General features: G+C 31.9%; 18 protein-coding genes. 11 read left to right on the plus strand and 7 right to left on the minus strand.

The genetic code is table 11. The features are described 5' to 3' along the window. Positions 1–327: 327 nt before the first annotated feature. The 4 genes from VKJ25_RS22525 to VKJ25_RS22540 all read left to right on the plus strand — a co-directional run bounded on the left by VKJ25_RS22525 (position 328) and on the right by VKJ25_RS22540 (position 1,701). Complete coding sequence (locus VKJ25_RS22525; RefSeq protein WP_324238889.1) at positions 328–726, plus strand: nuclear transport factor 2 family protein; 399 nt, start codon at positions 328–330, stop codon at positions 724–726. A gap of 369 nt (positions 727–1,095) precedes the next feature. Continuing rightward, positions 1,096–1,254, plus strand: coding sequence for a hypothetical protein (locus VKJ25_RS22530; protein WP_324238890.1), 159 nt, complete (start codon positions 1,096–1,098; stop codon positions 1,252–1,254). Between the two features lie 12 nt (positions 1,255–1,266). Continuing rightward, positions 1,267–1,398 (plus strand): hypothetical protein, encoded by a 132-nt coding sequence (locus VKJ25_RS22535; protein WP_324238891.1) that lies wholly within the window; start codon positions 1,267–1,269, stop codon positions 1,396–1,398. A 21-nt stretch (positions 1,399–1,419) separates the two neighbouring features. Then, complete coding sequence (locus VKJ25_RS22540; protein ID WP_324238906.1) at positions 1,420–1,701, plus strand: Uma2 family endonuclease; 282 nt, start codon at positions 1,420–1,422, stop codon at positions 1,699–1,701. 223 nt (positions 1,702–1,924) lie between these two features. On the opposite strand, the gene VKJ25_RS22545 is transcribed toward VKJ25_RS22540, so the two are convergent. The 3 genes from VKJ25_RS22545 to VKJ25_RS22555 all read right to left on the minus strand — a co-directional run bounded on the left by VKJ25_RS22545 (position 1,925) and on the right by VKJ25_RS22555 (position 3,365). Further along, positions 1,925–2,365 carry a hypothetical protein gene (locus VKJ25_RS22545; RefSeq protein ID WP_324238892.1) on the minus strand — a complete coding sequence of 147 codons (441 nt, stop codon included), beginning with the start codon at positions 2,363–2,365 and terminating at the stop codon, positions 1,925–1,927. A 459-nt stretch (positions 2,366–2,824) separates the two neighbouring features. Next, a complete protein-coding gene (locus VKJ25_RS22550; RefSeq protein ID WP_324238893.1) occupies positions 2,825–3,016 on the minus strand; it encodes a hypothetical protein in 192 nt (63 codons plus the stop codon). Further along, a complete protein-coding gene (locus VKJ25_RS22555) occupies positions 3,009–3,365 on the minus strand; it encodes a hypothetical protein (protein WP_324238894.1) in 357 nt (118 codons plus the stop codon). Before VKJ25_RS22555 ends, VKJ25_RS22550 begins: the two co-directional genes overlap by 8 nt. Before the next feature lie 472 nt (positions 3,366–3,837). On the opposite strand from VKJ25_RS22555, the gene VKJ25_RS22560 reads away from it, so the two are divergent. Beyond that, positions 3,838–4,149, plus strand: coding sequence for a hypothetical protein (locus tag VKJ25_RS22560; RefSeq protein WP_324238895.1), 312 nt, complete (start codon positions 3,838–3,840; stop codon positions 4,147–4,149). Between the two features lie 136 nt (positions 4,150–4,285). On the opposite strand, the gene VKJ25_RS22565 is transcribed toward VKJ25_RS22560, so the two are convergent. The 4 genes from VKJ25_RS22565 to VKJ25_RS22580 all read right to left on the minus strand — a co-directional run bounded on the left by VKJ25_RS22565 (position 4,286) and on the right by VKJ25_RS22580 (position 9,564). Next, positions 4,286–5,650, minus strand: coding sequence for a CHAT domain-containing protein (locus VKJ25_RS22565; protein WP_324238896.1), 1,365 nt, complete (start codon positions 5,648–5,650; stop codon positions 4,286–4,288). A 461-nt stretch (positions 5,651–6,111) separates the two neighbouring features. Beyond that, entirely contained in the window at positions 6,112–6,489 is a 378-nt protein-coding gene (locus VKJ25_RS22570) for a hypothetical protein (RefSeq protein WP_324238897.1), read from the minus strand. Between the two features lie 310 nt (positions 6,490–6,799). Then, complete coding sequence (locus VKJ25_RS22575) at positions 6,800–8,245, minus strand: dihydrolipoyl dehydrogenase family protein (protein ID WP_324238898.1); 1,446 nt, start codon at positions 8,243–8,245, stop codon at positions 6,800–6,802. An 851-nt stretch (positions 8,246–9,096) separates the two neighbouring features. Further along, complete coding sequence (locus VKJ25_RS22580; RefSeq protein ID WP_324238899.1) at positions 9,097–9,564, minus strand: ABA4-like family protein; 468 nt, start codon at positions 9,562–9,564, stop codon at positions 9,097–9,099. A gap of 76 nt (positions 9,565–9,640) precedes the next feature. On the opposite strand from VKJ25_RS22580, the gene VKJ25_RS22585 reads away from it, so the two are divergent. The 6 genes from VKJ25_RS22585 to VKJ25_RS22610 all read left to right on the plus strand — a co-directional run bounded on the left by VKJ25_RS22585 (position 9,641) and on the right by VKJ25_RS22610 (position 16,404). After that, on the plus strand, positions 9,641–10,909 hold the full coding sequence (locus VKJ25_RS22585) for a serpin family protein (protein ID WP_324238900.1): 1,269 nt from the start codon (positions 9,641–9,643) through the stop codon (positions 10,907–10,909). Between the two features lie 717 nt (positions 10,910–11,626). Continuing rightward, positions 11,627–13,522, plus strand: a complete 1,896-nt coding sequence (locus tag VKJ25_RS22590) for a protein kinase domain-containing protein (protein WP_324238901.1) — start codon at positions 11,627–11,629, stop codon at positions 13,520–13,522. 408 nt (positions 13,523–13,930) lie between these two features. Next, positions 13,931–14,200, plus strand: a complete 270-nt coding sequence (locus VKJ25_RS22595) for a hypothetical protein (protein ID WP_324238902.1) — start codon at positions 13,931–13,933, stop codon at positions 14,198–14,200. 178 nt (positions 14,201–14,378) lie between these two features. After that, on the plus strand, positions 14,379–14,555 hold the full coding sequence (locus VKJ25_RS22600; RefSeq protein WP_324238903.1) for a hypothetical protein: 177 nt from the start codon (positions 14,379–14,381) through the stop codon (positions 14,553–14,555). Positions 14,556–14,872: 317 nt separating this feature from the next. Beyond that, a complete protein-coding gene (locus VKJ25_RS22605; protein WP_324238904.1) occupies positions 14,873–15,127 on the plus strand; it encodes a hypothetical protein in 255 nt (84 codons plus the stop codon). A gap of 368 nt (positions 15,128–15,495) precedes the next feature. Then, positions 15,496–16,404 (plus strand): Rpn family recombination-promoting nuclease/putative transposase, encoded by a 909-nt coding sequence (locus tag VKJ25_RS22610; protein ID WP_324238905.1) that lies wholly within the window; start codon positions 15,496–15,498, stop codon positions 16,402–16,404. Positions 16,405–16,457: the final 53 nt, after the last annotated feature.

Genomic DNA, 16,457 nt, shown 5'->3' on the forward strand with positions numbered 1-16,457 from the left:
AGATGGTGCATAATAGAACTATTTTTATACTTTTTTCCCTATTTTACTTCTCGATTTCTTGACTCCTGTCTCCTGTCTCCTGACTCCCAATCCTCAATGCGTGTAAAGACCCCAAATGGGTTCTATAAGAAAATTTATCAGGACTAAAGCCACGGGAACCCAGAGACCGGGTTTCTCGTAGATGCTTATTGCCAAAAACAATGATTTACCCTAGAAACCGAGTTTCTTTGCGTAAGTCTTGTTTATACCACCTGTAAGCGTCCTCTACGAATAACTTTTTGTCTAAGGATTTGCGTAAGTCCTGAAAACTATAAAAATACTAAGATTATGATTGACACACAAACAAATACACTAGCAATAGGTCAAGCAGCTTTTGAGAAATTGACTCATGGTTTAGCGACTGGAGAATGGGAAGCATTTTTAGAGATGCTAACTGACGATTTTACTTTTTGGTTTCCTGTGGGGAAATTTCATGGTTTAAATGAAGGAAAAGACCGTGCTAGAGAATTTTTTCAGTATGTTTCTGAAGCTTATAGTGAAGGACTTTCTATTACTTCTTTAGATCGCATTACTAGCAATGAAACAACGGTGGTCTTTGAATTTCGAGATGAAGGTCCGATGTGGGGAAAACCTTATAAAAATCGAGTAGCAATTTCTTTTGATGTCCGAGGTGACAAAATTTGTGCTTATCGAGAATATTTAGGTAGTGACGGTAAGTCAAATTAGGGTTTGCTGAATAAAGCAGAGTATGGGAAGGGTGGGAAGAGAGATATACCGATGACAGTGGGAGCATCTTGCTTCCAGATCAGGTGTACAGGAGAAGTTCAAATATATTGGAGATTTACTGTACTTTCGCCAATAAAATATAGCAATTTCCCAAGTTATAAGGTACAGTTGTTTTTCTTTTTTTTCTATTCCTTGTTACCTAAAAATTACTAAATTTTTGACAAAAAAAATAGGATTTTTATAGCAATCCTAAATAGGTTGTAAGATTTGATCGTAGGGGTTTGGAAACCAAACCCCTACAGCTTTTTCTCACATCTCATTCCTCGTTGCTATATATTATTATAAAATAACTAAAAAGTCAGAGTATTTATGGTTCAATTATTACAAAAATTAATAACTTTTGATGAGTTTACTGAATGGCTACCAGAAAGTAGGCGCTATGAATTACATGAAGGCAAAACTATCGAAATTGAACCTACAGGAATACATGCAGATATTACTGGATTTATTATTCAAGAATTAACCTGAGAATACATGAGGATGCAATTACCTTATCGTATTCCTCAGAAGGCATTAATTAAACTAAAAAATCAAGAAACTGGCTATAATCCGGATGTACTAATTATGAATCGCCAAAATTTGATTAATCAGCCTTTATGGAATGATAAATAAACTCTTGTTGATGGAGAATCAATTCCTTTAGTGGTTGAAGTAGTTAGCACAAAGTGGCGGGATGATTATGGTTATAAATTAATTGATTATGAAGCAATGGGTATTCGTGAATATTCGATTGTTGATTATTTAGGAATAGGAGGTATTCGTTTTATTGGGCATCCTAAACAACCAACTATTTCTATTTATCAGCTTTTAAATGGAGAATATCAAGTACAACATTTTAGAGGGAAAGATGTGATTGATAAATCTCTAATTTTTCCGGAATTTAATTTGACCGTTGAACAGATTTTTCAAAGCTGAAATTTCTCTATTTTTGATTCTGTTTCCATCGGGAATAGTCTTCCCGATAACCATGAGCTAAGTTATTTAAAATTTCTGCCCATTGTACAGGGAAATTGTCTGGCGTATAAACCATTAAAGCCATTTGTAAACAAGCGATCGCTCCCTCAATATTTTCAGTTTTACTTCCTCTGATTCTTTCCCAATAAGCATGGGCTAAATGGTTCTGAATTTCCGCCCATTCTCAAAGATGTTTTTTTTGCGCATAAGTCTTTAAAGCATGATTTAAACAAGTGATTTCTTGTTCAATATTTTCAGCTTTATTTCCTCTGATTCTTTCTCGGTAAGCATGAGCTAAAAAATTCAGAATTTCTGCCCGTTTTTTAGGAAAAGTATCGCGAGTACGAAATCTTAAAATAGTTTCTAATCCAACAATTACTATTTCTAAAAAATTTGACAACTTTTCTCCAGGAAATTGAAAAATCTCTAAACAAAGACTTTCTACCATTGCTAAAATTGCTTCTTTTTCTTCCAGATTAGCTTGAGAACAAGTATCACTTATCCATTTTTGTAAAAGTTGGGAAAAAGAGTAATTTAATTTATCAATATTAGATTTCAGAACAGAGTCGAGAGTTTTTAAATATTCAGGATTTTCATATTCTAATAATAGCAGTTCTTCTAACAACTCAACATATTCCAGAGTATCTTTATTTTGATGAAACCATGCCGTATCTGGAAATACTTATAGTTGTTTTTCTTGCTCAAGATAACTTTCAAATGGAGGATAATATTGAGGTAAATTAATAACGTTATTTACAGGAAACTTAAATATTCCAGAACGCCAATCAAAAAAAATTTGGGGCTTGACGTACTAAATACTTTAAAGTGTATTTCCTGACTGTAAAAACTAAACAGCAATTAAAATTATCTCTAAATCTATCTCGTTGCCAATTTAGATGACCTAATAAGTATGATATCGAACCTTTTTCGTAATAATTTTTCGGATTTTCTCGTGTAATTTTAATATAATTATCTCAATCTAAAGACTTTTCAATACCACTAATAAATAAGATATCAATTCGATTATCTTTCACCTTCTCTTCTATCAAATCATATAAATTATTCAGAGGATTTTTTTTAATTTTCAAACATCTATTTTTTTGTCTGGAATATCTTGCTTAACTTTACCAATAATCCTACTTTTCTGTACAAAAGAACACTGGATAAATAAAATACCAAAACCTTCACACCAAGATAAATCCTCTGTTAAAGTCAGATAAATTTCTTGTTCATCTGGTTGAGATTTTTCTATTCGACTGATTAAGTTATTACTCATTAGAAGTTAGCCGCCTATTTAGTGCAGATTGAAACTCAGATGTTCCTTCAATTAAAGGATGAATATCATACCAACGTATAGGATTATCTTCACGATCAACATCTCGATATTCCAATACACAACGACGAAATAATAAACTGCGATACTCCTCCTCGTTAGGAATATTTTTTGACCGATAAACTGTAGCTAACTTATCCCATTCTTCAAAATTAACTGCATTTCTGTAAGTACCATCTCTAGCATCGCTAATAGCACGATTTACTGCTTTTATATTTATCGGAAAATCATCAACTTGACGTATGGCAGATTGCATTAATAACATCAAATCTCGGATATTACCGCCAGTCATCTGAAAAAACTTTTTCCGAGTTTCTGAATTATCAAAAATTTGAGTATCAATATCAATTCCAATCTCTACTAAATCAACTCTTTTTTGAATAATTTCCTTGAGTTTATCTAATCCTTTTTCTAAGGTTCATTATAATGATTTTTGACCATAATCATTGGTAAAACTTGGGGAGTTGCATAAAATATTTCTTAGTTCAGTTCCTTGACTTGAATAAGCTAAAGAAATAGGAATTGTATAAACAACATGACAGTTTAAAGCAGTTAACTGATTACTATAATCAAGAAAAATTTCATGGTAACTTGTTCTTTGATTACTTTTTTCAATTGAACAGACTTATGGTAGTATTCAAGATGAAACTTTTGTCAGACATTATCAAGGTGATTTTGAATAGAAATAATTATTTGAATAATTTATTTACCAAAAATCAATAAAGATGCTAAACTAAACAAAAAATTAATTTGAGATTAAACTAATGGGTAAAGTCTTCATATATGCTGAATATCAAGTATCAATTCCTTTTACTGAAATTAATTGGGAACCTATTAATGTAGACATGAAAAAATTTCCGGGGTTAAAATCTAAAACTTGGTTGAGTGGTTTAAATACCTATAGTGTAGGTGGTTTTTATGAATTTGATTCTGTAGAAAATGCCCAAAATTATATTGATAATTTATTAATTCCATTTGTTAAACAAGTAAATGGAAATCTTAGTGTAAAGCTTTTTGATGGTGATGTTACAAAAGAAGCTTCCTTTGGTATGGATTCACCTTTTTATCATAGCTAATTATATCAAGAAAATAGGTTGGATAGAACGAAGTGAAACCCAACAAATAATACTCAGCTCAAAACAGGAAGTTAGAGTTGGGTTTCGTTGCCTCAACCCAACCTACAAACTAAATTATTCAATCTCTAAATTTTCCTTACCAAGGATTACCTATTAATGTAAAACCTGACCAATAATAAGGATGAGAAAAACTCTCATCACCAAATTCTGCAAATTCTGGTGGTAATTTTAATTCTCCCCTAGTTCCGTTTAACTTACCTTTATTTACACCTACTTTTCCTTTTAACATCGCAACTTGAGCTTGTCGCAGAGCTTCTGCTTTTAACGGTGTCTTTTGTAAATGCTCATAAAATTCTGTCATTAATCCTAATGTACCAATATCGCTAACATACCACAAACTTGCTAAGGCGGATCTGACTCCAGACTTTACTGTTAAACCTGCAAAACCTAACTCTGCTTCTTTGTCTCCCAATGCAGTACGACAAGCACTCAAAACTAATAATTCTACTGGTGGTTGATTCAGTTTTAACTTTTCTATTTCATCTAATCCAATTTTTTCGTCATCCCAAAATTGTATATAAGACTTATCTGGTTTTCCTGGTTTAAATTCAGCATGGGTGGCTAAATGAACTATTTCATAAGGTTGTTTTTGTCGTTGTTGTTGTAAATTTTTAACTGTAAATTCTTGGTTCATTAATGCTTTACCTTTCCCCAAGAATTTTGTAATTTTATCTATTTCTACTGGTACTGCTGGTAAAGATGGTAATTCTTTAAATTCTGATGCTCCCATTGCTAATATTTGAGCATTTTTAATCTGATTATAGTTAGTATCTATCAGATTAAATGCTGGAATCTGAGTAATAGCATATTTTTCGATAATAAAATTTTCCCCATCATGTAGTGCTGCTAATGGTATAGTTCGTAAATTAGCACCTAAGCAGAACATTATGGTATCTATTTTTTCTGCTTTTAGTCTAGATTCTAATGGTTTTACCATCCATTCATATAGTTTTTGACCAGGCTCTAAATATGATGTAGTTTTGCGTTTTATGGGATTTGTTATTTCTACATTGAACTTTCTAAGTGTATTAATTAATTTCTGTCGTTCTACATCTAACACACTATAAATTTCTGGTTTTTTGCCGGGAGTTATTAAAATTAACTGCATTTGTTTTTCCCGTTGCCAAATCCAAATAACAGCAGGTTTTGTACCACTTTGTTGAGATAAATTTGTCAGAGTTTTGGCTATATCTTCAGCAGTTAATGAAAAATCGGCTAGATTTTCATCAAAGTAATTTTCATAATCTCTTTCCCAATGTTGCTCTACTTGATTAACTGCTTCAACAAAGTTTTTTTGCTGCAAAAATCTGTCCCAGTCTTCTTCTTTCACAGCGATCGCTGATGGTTGGGATAAAATAATATTTAATGTAATGGTACTAATAAAAATTAATGTAAATAACCAAGCAAAAATTATTCTTTTTTTCCATTTTTGATGAAACATTATTTTATTCCTTTTAATTTAGTTTTGCTAGTTGAAATGCTTACCAAACAATTAATAATTAATTGCTGAAGATGAGATATATTGGAGTATTTTTTTGAGCTATTTGTAGAGTACACACCACGGAAAAATATGCTTGCATTATCAGGAAACTGTAGAGGTTTGAAGACCAAACCCCCTTAGCAATAGATAATTAATAATTAAGGATAGTTTTCATTAATAGAATTTACCCAACATAAGAAAATATACACCATCTGTATAAACGAATCCCATTCACCCCTAAGAAAATGGTGGTTATGAGTAAGTCTTGATTAAGTCTGCGTAAGTCTTGACATTATTAATTATTAATTAGACATCTCCGGAAAAGAGGGAACACTTAACTGAAAATAGGGGGGAGTAATTGATGATTCATAGATAAGAATTGATTCTATTTCTTATTTCTGGAGATGTCTATTATCAAATTATCAATTATTCGTATTACCTGTGGCAGGAGTAGAAGTATCACCAGGAGTGTTCGATGGCTGTTGTATAAGTTGCTTTTGTTTATTACGGAACTCTGCTGCTGCGTCATTTAGACTGTCACGTTGTTCGAGCATATATTCTTTCATATCCCGGTTATTTCCGAGCCTGGAGTTATGAATAATGTCGAACATATTGAGACCACCTGAATCACCGAAAGGATCGGGGTTATCTATTGTTTGTAAGTCTTGTAAAGGATTTATTGTGTTATTGTCATAGCTATTTTCATAAAATTGAGCAAAACTGGACTGAGGTAGGAAAGTAGTAATTATTCCTGTAGTGAGGGTGCAAAAAAGAATTTTGGCGCTAAGTTTGGTAAACATAATAATGCAGTGTTTTATTTTTTAGGTAACTTTATAAATAATATAGCAATGGATAATGGATAATGGATAATTAATAATTACCTTTCCCTGATTTGGTTTCTCTGCATACTCAGAAAAAAATTATGGCAAGAGGTACTTGTAAATTTTTCCACCTACCTACTGAAATAATTTGTGAAAAAAACTGTGGGGGTTTGGTTTCCAAATCCCATTTTGACTTGGGGAAAGGAGACCAAACCCCTACGATAAAATATTACAGTCTATTTGTAGGATTTCTATACTTATCCATCATACAAATGATAACTGATAACTGTTAAAAAGACCGCCTCCAACTAAAGAATTTTTCTAACATATTTTGCTGCCATAAATTCTTAGCATATTTCTGCTTTTTCAACAATAAACCAGCTTGACTATTTACTTCAGATAAAGTCGGATAAATATGAATCCCAGTCAAAGCAGAAACAGGCAAATTATGTGACATTGCTAAAACAATTTCATGGATTAATTCACCAGCAGAAATACCAACTAAATGCGCTCCTAAAATTTCTCCATTTCCCCTAGTAATAATCTTAGCAAATCCTTTGGTTGCAGCTTCAGCTTGAGCGCGGTCTACACCAGAAAAAGGTTGCTTTAAAATATAAACATCATCTCCATAACGCTCTTTTGCCTGCTCTTCTGTTAAACCTACTCTTGCCAATTCTGGGTCAGTAAAAGTTGCCCAAGGAATAACTCGATAATTAGCTTTCTTAAAAGTAATAGGAATCGGAAAAAGCGCCGCATTTGTTAAAGCATTTTTTAAAACAATAACTGCTTCATGACCAGCTACATGAGTAAACTGATAACCACCAATTACATCTCCACAAGCATAAATTTTAGAATTAGTAGTTTGCAACTTTTCATTAACAATAATTCCTGGTTTTCCAGCTTCTACTCCAGCAGCTTCTAAATTCAAAGATTCGATATTAGGCATCCTACCACTAGCGACTAAAATTTCATCAACTAGAATATTTTTTCCACCTGCTGTTAATTGTTTTTTCCCATTGACAATTTCGACTTTTTCGGCTCTAACTTCCTTGAAAATATTAATTCCTTCTGACTCAAATTGTTCCTGTATAACTAGAGCTGCTTCCGGTTCTTCCTTCGGTAAAATATGACTTCTACTAGAAATAATTGTCACCTCACTACCAAGACGAGAAAAAGCTTGACCTAACTCACAACCTATTGGACCAGCACCAATTATTGCTAAAGAATCTGGTTTTTCTTGTAGATTAAATACCTTTTCATTTGTTAGGAAACCAGCAGAATTTAACCCTTCTATAGGTGGAATAGCAGGTCGAGAACCTGTCGAAATCACAAAAGCTCTAGCAGTTAATTTTTGACCATTAACTTCAAAAGTTTTACCGTCTAAAAATTTACCTTCCCCAAAAATAACTTCCACACCTAAACCTCGAAATCTTTCTGGTGAATCATGGGGTTGAATATTAGTTATTACTTGTTGAACATGACCAGTTGCTTTAGCAAATTCAATTTCTGGAAGTTGAGTATAAATGCCAAACTTAGCAGCATTTTTTACTTGATAAGCAACACGAGAAGCATGAATTAAAGACTTACTAGGAACACAACCATACCACAAACAATCACCACCCAATTTATCTTTTTCAACTAATGCAACTTTAGCTTTTAATTGAGCAGCAGCAGAAGCTACTACTAATCCAGCAGAACCACCGCCAATAATAACAATATCATATTTAACTGCCATAATTTTACCTCTATAAATTCAGTTATTAGGGAATAGGGAATAGGGAATAGTAGGTTCACAAAAAGTTTGATTTTTTATAAATGTCTGCGCCCTTTGTTTCGACTGTTATATCAGTTATCATTTTATCTTCCTATATGGAGGTTTAAAATACTGATTTTTTTGATCTTTTTTCAAGGGAAAGTTTGAGAACTGATTTTCTGATATAAAAATAATCATTAGCAAGAATAAGCTCAATGGAAAAATCAAGAATTTTCAAGTAATAATTCACGCCTTGAAGTCTCCTCCTTGCCAGGAAAAAATTATTTTTTTTCCTGATTTTTAAATATTCTCCCTTTTAGGGATGAGGTAATTATAAATTATAAATTATAAATTATTAATTATCCATTATTAATTATCACTACCTTATAATAATTATTTAAACCTAACAATATTAGTAATATCTGAGAAACTACTGAATGTTGATTAAGAACCTATAAAATTAAGATATAGCAATCCTAAATAGATTGTCAGATTTTCTGGTAAGGGTTTGGTCTCCTTTCCCCAAGCACAAATGGGATTTGGAAACCAAACCCCTACAGTTTTTTCTCACAAATGATTTCATCTTGCTATAGGATTGCTATAGTTTGAGATGAAGTATAAGCATTTAACCGTAAACTAGCCTTCTGTGGAGGAGTTGCCTCTTGCAGAGGAGTGTCGCTTTTTTTTAGGGTTTGGAAACCAAACCCCTACTATACAAATTCACCGAAAAATTAAAGTATATAACCTCTCTTTATAAGAAAAAAAAGTGTTAGGATATTCTCTTCTCTTCAATTACCTCAAGGTTTTAACTACAGGTAATTATCCATTATTAATTATTCATTAATAAAAGTAGATGTTTCAGTAGTTTGTTCTGTGGAATTACTGAAGAATTTTTGAGTTATCCAATCTGTTAAAATATGAGATAATAAACCAAAAGGTCCGGCAAATAAACAAAAAATTATGGAGTGGACTGTCCAAACACCAGTACGTTGTCCTTCCCAATAAATCCAACGACCAACAAATAAATCCATGACTAAAAAATGAAGCCATCCGGTTGCTGCTGCTGATTTTTCTCCAAAGAATTTAGCGATATCTGAAAGATTAGGATTTGATAAAGCTGCTGCTGATTCAGGGGTAAGACTGATAATAAGTAGGTAAAGATAAACGACTACTAATAATAGAAAAGGAATAAAAGATTCCATAATTTTGCGAGTTACTTTCCAGTTAGGTAAAAATATTATTAATGCCCAGAATGGTAATACAAATAAATTAGCTCCGTTGAAAATTAAGTCGATTGTCATTGTGATTGATTCACTCCATTGAGGTAATAAAATGTTAACAAAACTGATAAATAAATATTATACTATTTCGGTAAAAATGTCTCTAAGAATAATTGCTTTCTTAGCACTTTTGGGATTCTCTCATTTACCAGGAACTGCAATAAGGTTAAATAATCAGCAAAATCATACCGATAATTATATAAATAAAATGCAGAATAAATTAACTCAAACAGTAGATACAGATATGAGTATGAAATTAGTTTCTGCTAATAATAAGTTTGGTTTTAAACTATTTTCAGAAATTCATAAATCTCAGTCAAATGAAAATATTTTTATATCGCCGAGTAGTGTAGCGATCGCTTTATCAATGACTTACAATGGTGCTAGTGGAAATACTCAAACAGCTATGGCGAAAGCTTTAAATTTTGAGGGAATGAGTTTAGAAGAAGTTAATCAGGAAAACAAAAGATTAGGAAGTTTATTAAAGAGTTTAAATTCAGAGGTTAAATTAGATATTGCTAATTCAATTTGGACTAAAAAAGGAATATCTTTTCATCCAGATTTTATCCAAAGAAATCAAGATTTTTATCAGAGCAAGGTCAGTGAAATTGACTTTAATGATCCACAAACACCAGATATTATTAATAATTGGGTTAAGGATTCTACTCAGGGAAAAGTTAATCGAATAATTGATAAGTTAGAATCAGATGTAGTTATGGTTTTGTTAAATGCGATTTATTTTAAAGCTGATTGGGAGCAAGCATTTGCCAAAAATTCTACCAAAGAAATGCCTTTTCATCTACCTAATGGCAAACAAAAGCAACATCCAATTATGTTTCAATCATCTCAATATTTATATTACGAAGATGAAGATTTTCAAGCTGTTAGTTTACCTTATAGAGAAGGTCGGGTAAGTATGTATGTATTTCTTCCTAGAAAAGAAGTAGGATTAGATAAATTTTATGAAATTTTAAATGAAGAAAACTGGGAAAATTGGATGGTAATGTTTGACTACAATAAAGTTAATTTAGGATTGCCAAAATTTAAAACTGAATATGAAGTTAGTCTGAATAATGTCTTGAAATCTTTAGGAATGGAAATAGCTTTTGATAGCAAGGTAGCAGATTTTTCTGGAATGTGCCCTATTCCAGCAGATTTATATATTAATGAAGTTAAACATAAAACATTTGTTGAAGTTAATGAAACTGGAACAGAAGCAGCAGCAGTTACCAGTGTAATAATGAAAACTAGAAGTGCAGAAAAAGTGGTTAATATGTTAGTTGACCGTCCTTTCTTTTTTGCAATTAGGGATAATGATTCTGGTACTATTTTGTTTATGGGAGAAATTACTAATCCAGAAACTTAAGGGTTCAATAATTAACAATTAATAATTATGAATTACCTCTTCATTCTAAATAAGACGATTGATGAAAAGGAATAGTTTTCTTTTCTTGGTCGATTAGACATGAATAAATAATCTTTATACCTTAATTTTTGGGTCTATCTCAATTTTCAAGAAAGCCAAATTTTTTATTGTTTTTAGGGAACAAAGAATAGGGAATAAGGAATAGGAAAAAAGTATTTTGGCAAATAGAAATGCACCCTAATTTTTCGGTAATAATTTAGGTGTTATAGCAGTCTAAGAAAAGGGTACGAAAATTTGTACATGCTGTTTGCGGAAGATTTCCCTATACGAAAAACTCTTTGATATTTTCCTGTTCCCACCTTCTGTGTTCCCTATTCCCGATTCAAGTAGCGCTATAGCTGAAGTTAAGGTAGTTAATTAAAACCACTATCACCGTCATGGGATTAACTACTCTAAAGATAAAATAGATCAATTAAAATCTCAGGACTAAAACCATGGGAACCCAGAAACCCAGTTTCTCATAGATGTTTATTATCAAAAACAATGATTTACCGCAGAAACCGGGTTTCCCATGGGTAAGTCGTGAATCTCTATAATAATATGAAATCATTCGTGAGACCAAATTCCTACGATCAAATCTAAAATTTTGTAACGGTTAAGTCCAACCTAATATAATAGAAAGAACATAATCTAGGTTCAAACTAGCCATTATTTTTTATGAATAATCCTATATATCCCGGTATAATACTCACTAACCGCTATAAAATTATTAAACAATTAGGACATGGTGGTTTTGGGCGTACCTACCTCTCAGAAGATAACCACCGTTTCCAAGAACTTTGTGTGCTGAAAGAATTTGCCCCCCAAGTTCATGGTAGTTACGCTTTAGAAAAATCTCAGGAACTATTTGAACGGGAAGCAGGCGTACTCTACAAATTACGCCATCCACAAATTCCAGGTTTCCGGGAAATGTTTCGTTATAAACTAAATGGGGAAGGATATTTATTTTTAGTACAAGATTATATAAAGGGTAAAACTTATCGCGAACTGTTAGAAAATCGTCAACTTCAAGGCAAACTTTTTAACGAAACAGAAGTCACAAAATTTTTACTTCAGCTATTACCAGTATTAGAATATATTCACAGTTTAGGAGTTATTCATCGTGACATTTCTCCAGATAATATTATTCTCCAAGCTTCTGATAAATTACCAGTATTAATTGATTTTGGTGGAGTGAAAGAAACCGCAACCAAAGTTGCTTTTGAATATGCTCATCAAGGAGGTGGTATTCGACCCCAAGCCACAAGATTAGGAAAATTAGGATACGCTCCAGATGAACAAATGCGACTAGGAATTATTAATAATGATAGCGATCTATATGCTTTAGCAACAACAGTTTTGGTTTTGTTAACTGGAAAAGAACCCACAGCTTTAATTAACCCTCAAAATTTGACTTTTAAGTGGCGTCAAGAAATTACTCTTAGTGAAAAATTGGGAAATGTTTTAGATAGAATGTTAGATTCTAAACCGAGCGCTCGTTTTAAAAATGCTCGTCAAGTTATAGAAGCGCTAGAAAATTTACCATCTAGCATGAATTTAGCTATTACCCAAGCACCACCAGATATGGTTTCCCCTCCACCTATTTCTGCTAGTAGACCCTCCAATGTTGCTACCATGGTAGCTTCCCAAGTTCCTGTAACTACTAACTTTGTGCCAAACTCTTCTATTTTGTCAACAATTTTAATAGTATTGATGACAATATTTAGCATGGGAGGAATAGGTTGGGTAGCTGGTAATTTTTGGTTAGAATACAAATCTAAACCAAGTGAAATTGTAGATGAAAAACCAGAAGTCTTGATTGATCGCCTCAAAAATTTAGGTATCAATGAACCTTTCTTTTTTGCCTTAGTGGATGAATTTTTCTACACTCAATATCCGGAAAAACAAGGTCAAATTTTGAAGCAAGAAGATAGAGTATGGCAAGAAAGATGGTATGCCATAGCTGATAAATTAGCAGAAAAACTAGAAACATTAAGTCCAGACGCTCGCCGTAGATTAGGTAATTATAGTCAAGATTATATTTATAGATGGCGGGAGCAACTAAGGACATTAAATATTAGTAGTGCTGCTTTTAATGATTTGAATGATGCTCGGCTTCTTAATTTATTTTCAGGAAAAACTATTGGTAGAAACCTTTTGGGTTTACCAATAGGTCAAGTTTGGCAAGCGATCGCTAGTGATACAATGAAAGATTTAGAAAGTAAAAAATCTATGGAAGAAATTCGTTTTGCACGAGGTTCTGACAAACAAAATGTTAAGGGTATTCTTCAGCCAGGAGGAGGTAAAATTTATTTAGCTTGGTTAGAAGGTGAACAAGATTTACGAGTTAAATTAGAGTCTAATTCTCCACAAGTTTTATTATCTATTTATCCTCCTAACAGTTATCGTCATCGGTCTAGATTATTTATTAAAGATTCTCCTGAAAACCAATGGCAAGGTGAAATTAGAAGAGCTGGTTATTATCAATTTGTAGTAGTTTCTAATTCAGCTAAACCTGCAGAATATTCCCTAAAATTATTTGCTGGAAAAAGTGGAAATAGAAATAATAATTAATAATGGATAATGAATAATTAAAAGGTAAGCATTTCCTCCGGAATGCTTCGCAAACAGATTTTTAACAGATGATGTAATTATCCATTATCCATTAATGAACTATACTTTATAATTCTGAGAAATTTAGCTTATTGCTTTAATAAAATAGGATTACCAAACAATTAATAATTAATAGTTAATAATTATTTATTCAACAATTCACACCTTGCAGCTTCCCCTATCCTAGAAGATAAAAACAATCATGATTAGTCGTCAATCCCCTTCTGAAAAGAAGGGGTAATTATTAATTATTAATTGCTGAATATATGTCTAATTATCCATTATCCATTGGTTCTTGACACATGAATCAAAACTATGAGATAATATATGATTGAAAATTAATTATTTAAAATCAACTTAGGAAAAACTATGTGGAAATACATACTTATTGCTTTAATAAGTCTAGAATTAGTTTTACTCAGCGCATTTATTAAAGTTCCAGCTAATGCAAATATTAGAGATTTAGAAGTTTTTACTTGGGATTATGCTTCTATAAATAATTCTCAAATTGTTTGCAAAAAAGTAAAATTTCAACCTGCCAATAGAAAGTTGCCAGAATCATCAGATATGGAACCTGTAAAAATTAATTCTCAAATAATAGATGATAGTTATTGTTTTGATTTAACTAAACCTGTTTAATTATAAGCATTCAGTATTCAGCACTCAGCAGTCAGCTATGGGTTATTAACTCATTTTCTAGAAAATAAAGTTATTCAGAAACCGGGTTGGAAATCAAATCAATCCGGTTTTTATATTTTTGAGAGAACATGATATGATAATGTCGGTATTATAGTGATCAACTAAAGAGGAAAAAAATATGAAATATCGTGTTGTACTCAATCGTAGAGATATAATAGTTGAAGCAGAAAGTGAAGAAGCAGCAGCTCAACAAGTAGCAGGTAAAATTAATAAAGGGGAAAAAATTAAGAATATTAAGCCAGTTACATCATCAAAATCTAAATCAGGTTCTTGGTGGGAAATTTGGCTAGATTAAAAATAAGCATTCAGATGTCATTGATCATCTAATTGTTTTAATTAGAGGTATAGCAATCCTATTTTATTAGTATCAAAAATTTAGTTGCTTTTAAGGGAAAGGGAACAGTGAAAAGAAATAGAGTTTCAGAACTCCGAGGTTCACTCTCTACTGATAACTGATAACTGATAACTGATAACTGAAATAACTTCTTGCTTAAAAATTATATCTTAATGTAAAGTATCGTAACAATTTCCATCAAAATCTTGAGAAATCTTACCATCGTTTGACAAATAGTCTAACCTAGAAATTTCAAGTAATGTAATTAGGTAAAATTGATGAATAATATCGAAAAATATCGTATTAATTGCACCCTAACCTTCGGGGATATCTATGGCCAGATTATTGTTTGGTTAGTAGTAGTATTCTTGAGTGTTGCTGGAGGAGTTGCTCTCTGGACTAGCAGCAACCAAGTCTATGCTTTAGGAGCTATTGCTCTAATTGTAGTTTTGTCTTTACCGTTCCTACTATTTGCTTTTGTAACTACTTTATTAAATCATATTGAAGTCTCTCCAGTAGAGTCTACAAATTAAACAGTAATTTCAGTTATCAATTAGTCTCCTGGGTCGGAAGTGCCTTTTGCAGAGAAGCTTTGCTAACGCTTTTTATCCCCTTAAAAGGGGAAGCTTTAGACCCAAATTTTCCGTAATCAACGTTATACTTGAAAATTTTGATATAGTTTAATTAAGGTGGGTAATATACTCACCTTTTTTATAGTGAATAGCAATAATAAATAACCAAAAAAATACTCTCTAGAAGATTTAGAAAGTTGGTTAAATTCTCGTTTTCCTAATCAATAGCGCAATTAACTTAAGTTTCCTATTTATGTTATAGCAATCTTATTGAGGATTGCTATATAATATTTTTAATAACTTAAATATGATTAATTAAGATAAAAACTATGAATTTTGTTAGTCCGAAGGTTGATTATGCTTTTCAAAAAATCTTTGGTTCCGAAAAAAGCCAAGAGATTTTAATTAGTTTTCTGAATGCGATAATTTATGATGGCAAAAAAACTATTGAATCTTTAACAATTATCAATCCTTTTAATCCTGGTCAAGTAATTAGTTTAAAAGATACTTATTTAGATATAAAAGCTGTTTTATCTGATGGTTCGGTCGTAGTTATAGAAATACAAATCGCACCGATGACAGCTTTGAGCAAGGGAATAATTTATAACTTAGTAAAAGGTTATGGGAATCAGTTAAAAACGGGAGATGATTATCCCCTATTACGTCCTGCTATAGCGGTAACAATCACAGATTTTATTCTATTCAAAGACAAAGAGAAAGAACAAGAAAAAGTAAATGTTATCAATAAATTTGTATTTAAACATGAAGAGGAAAACTGGAAATACCCTGATGAAGAATTACAGTTAATATTTGTAGAGTTACCGAGATTTAATAAAAGCTTATCTGAGTTAAAAACATTAACAGATAAATGGATTTATTTCTTAAAAGAAACAGCAAACTTAGATGAAATACCAAAAGACTTAGGAGAAGTTGCTGAAATAGAACAAGCATTAAATATTGCTAATAAAATTAATATGACTCCAGAAGAATTAGAGATAGTCGAAAGTCGGGCAATGGCATTGCAAGATGAAAGAGGACGAATAGCTTATGCAGAACAACAAGGATTCGTTAAAGGAAAAGCAGAAGGAAAAGCAGAAGGAAAAGCAGAAGGGCTAAAGTCAGCATATGATAACATATTCGCCATTATTGAAGATTTGAGGTCTGGCCTTTCTGCTGAAGTTGTTGCAGAAAAATATGATGTATCACTCCAACTGGTCGAAAAGCTTAACACTAGATAGTTTTCCACATCAATGTGAATAACTAAACTTGCAGTCCCTTCCAAGTAGGCCTA

The organism is Okeania sp. (assembly GCF_035285525.1).
Taxonomy (GTDB): domain Bacteria; phylum Cyanobacteriota; class Cyanobacteriia; order Cyanobacteriales; family Microcoleaceae; genus Trichodesmium.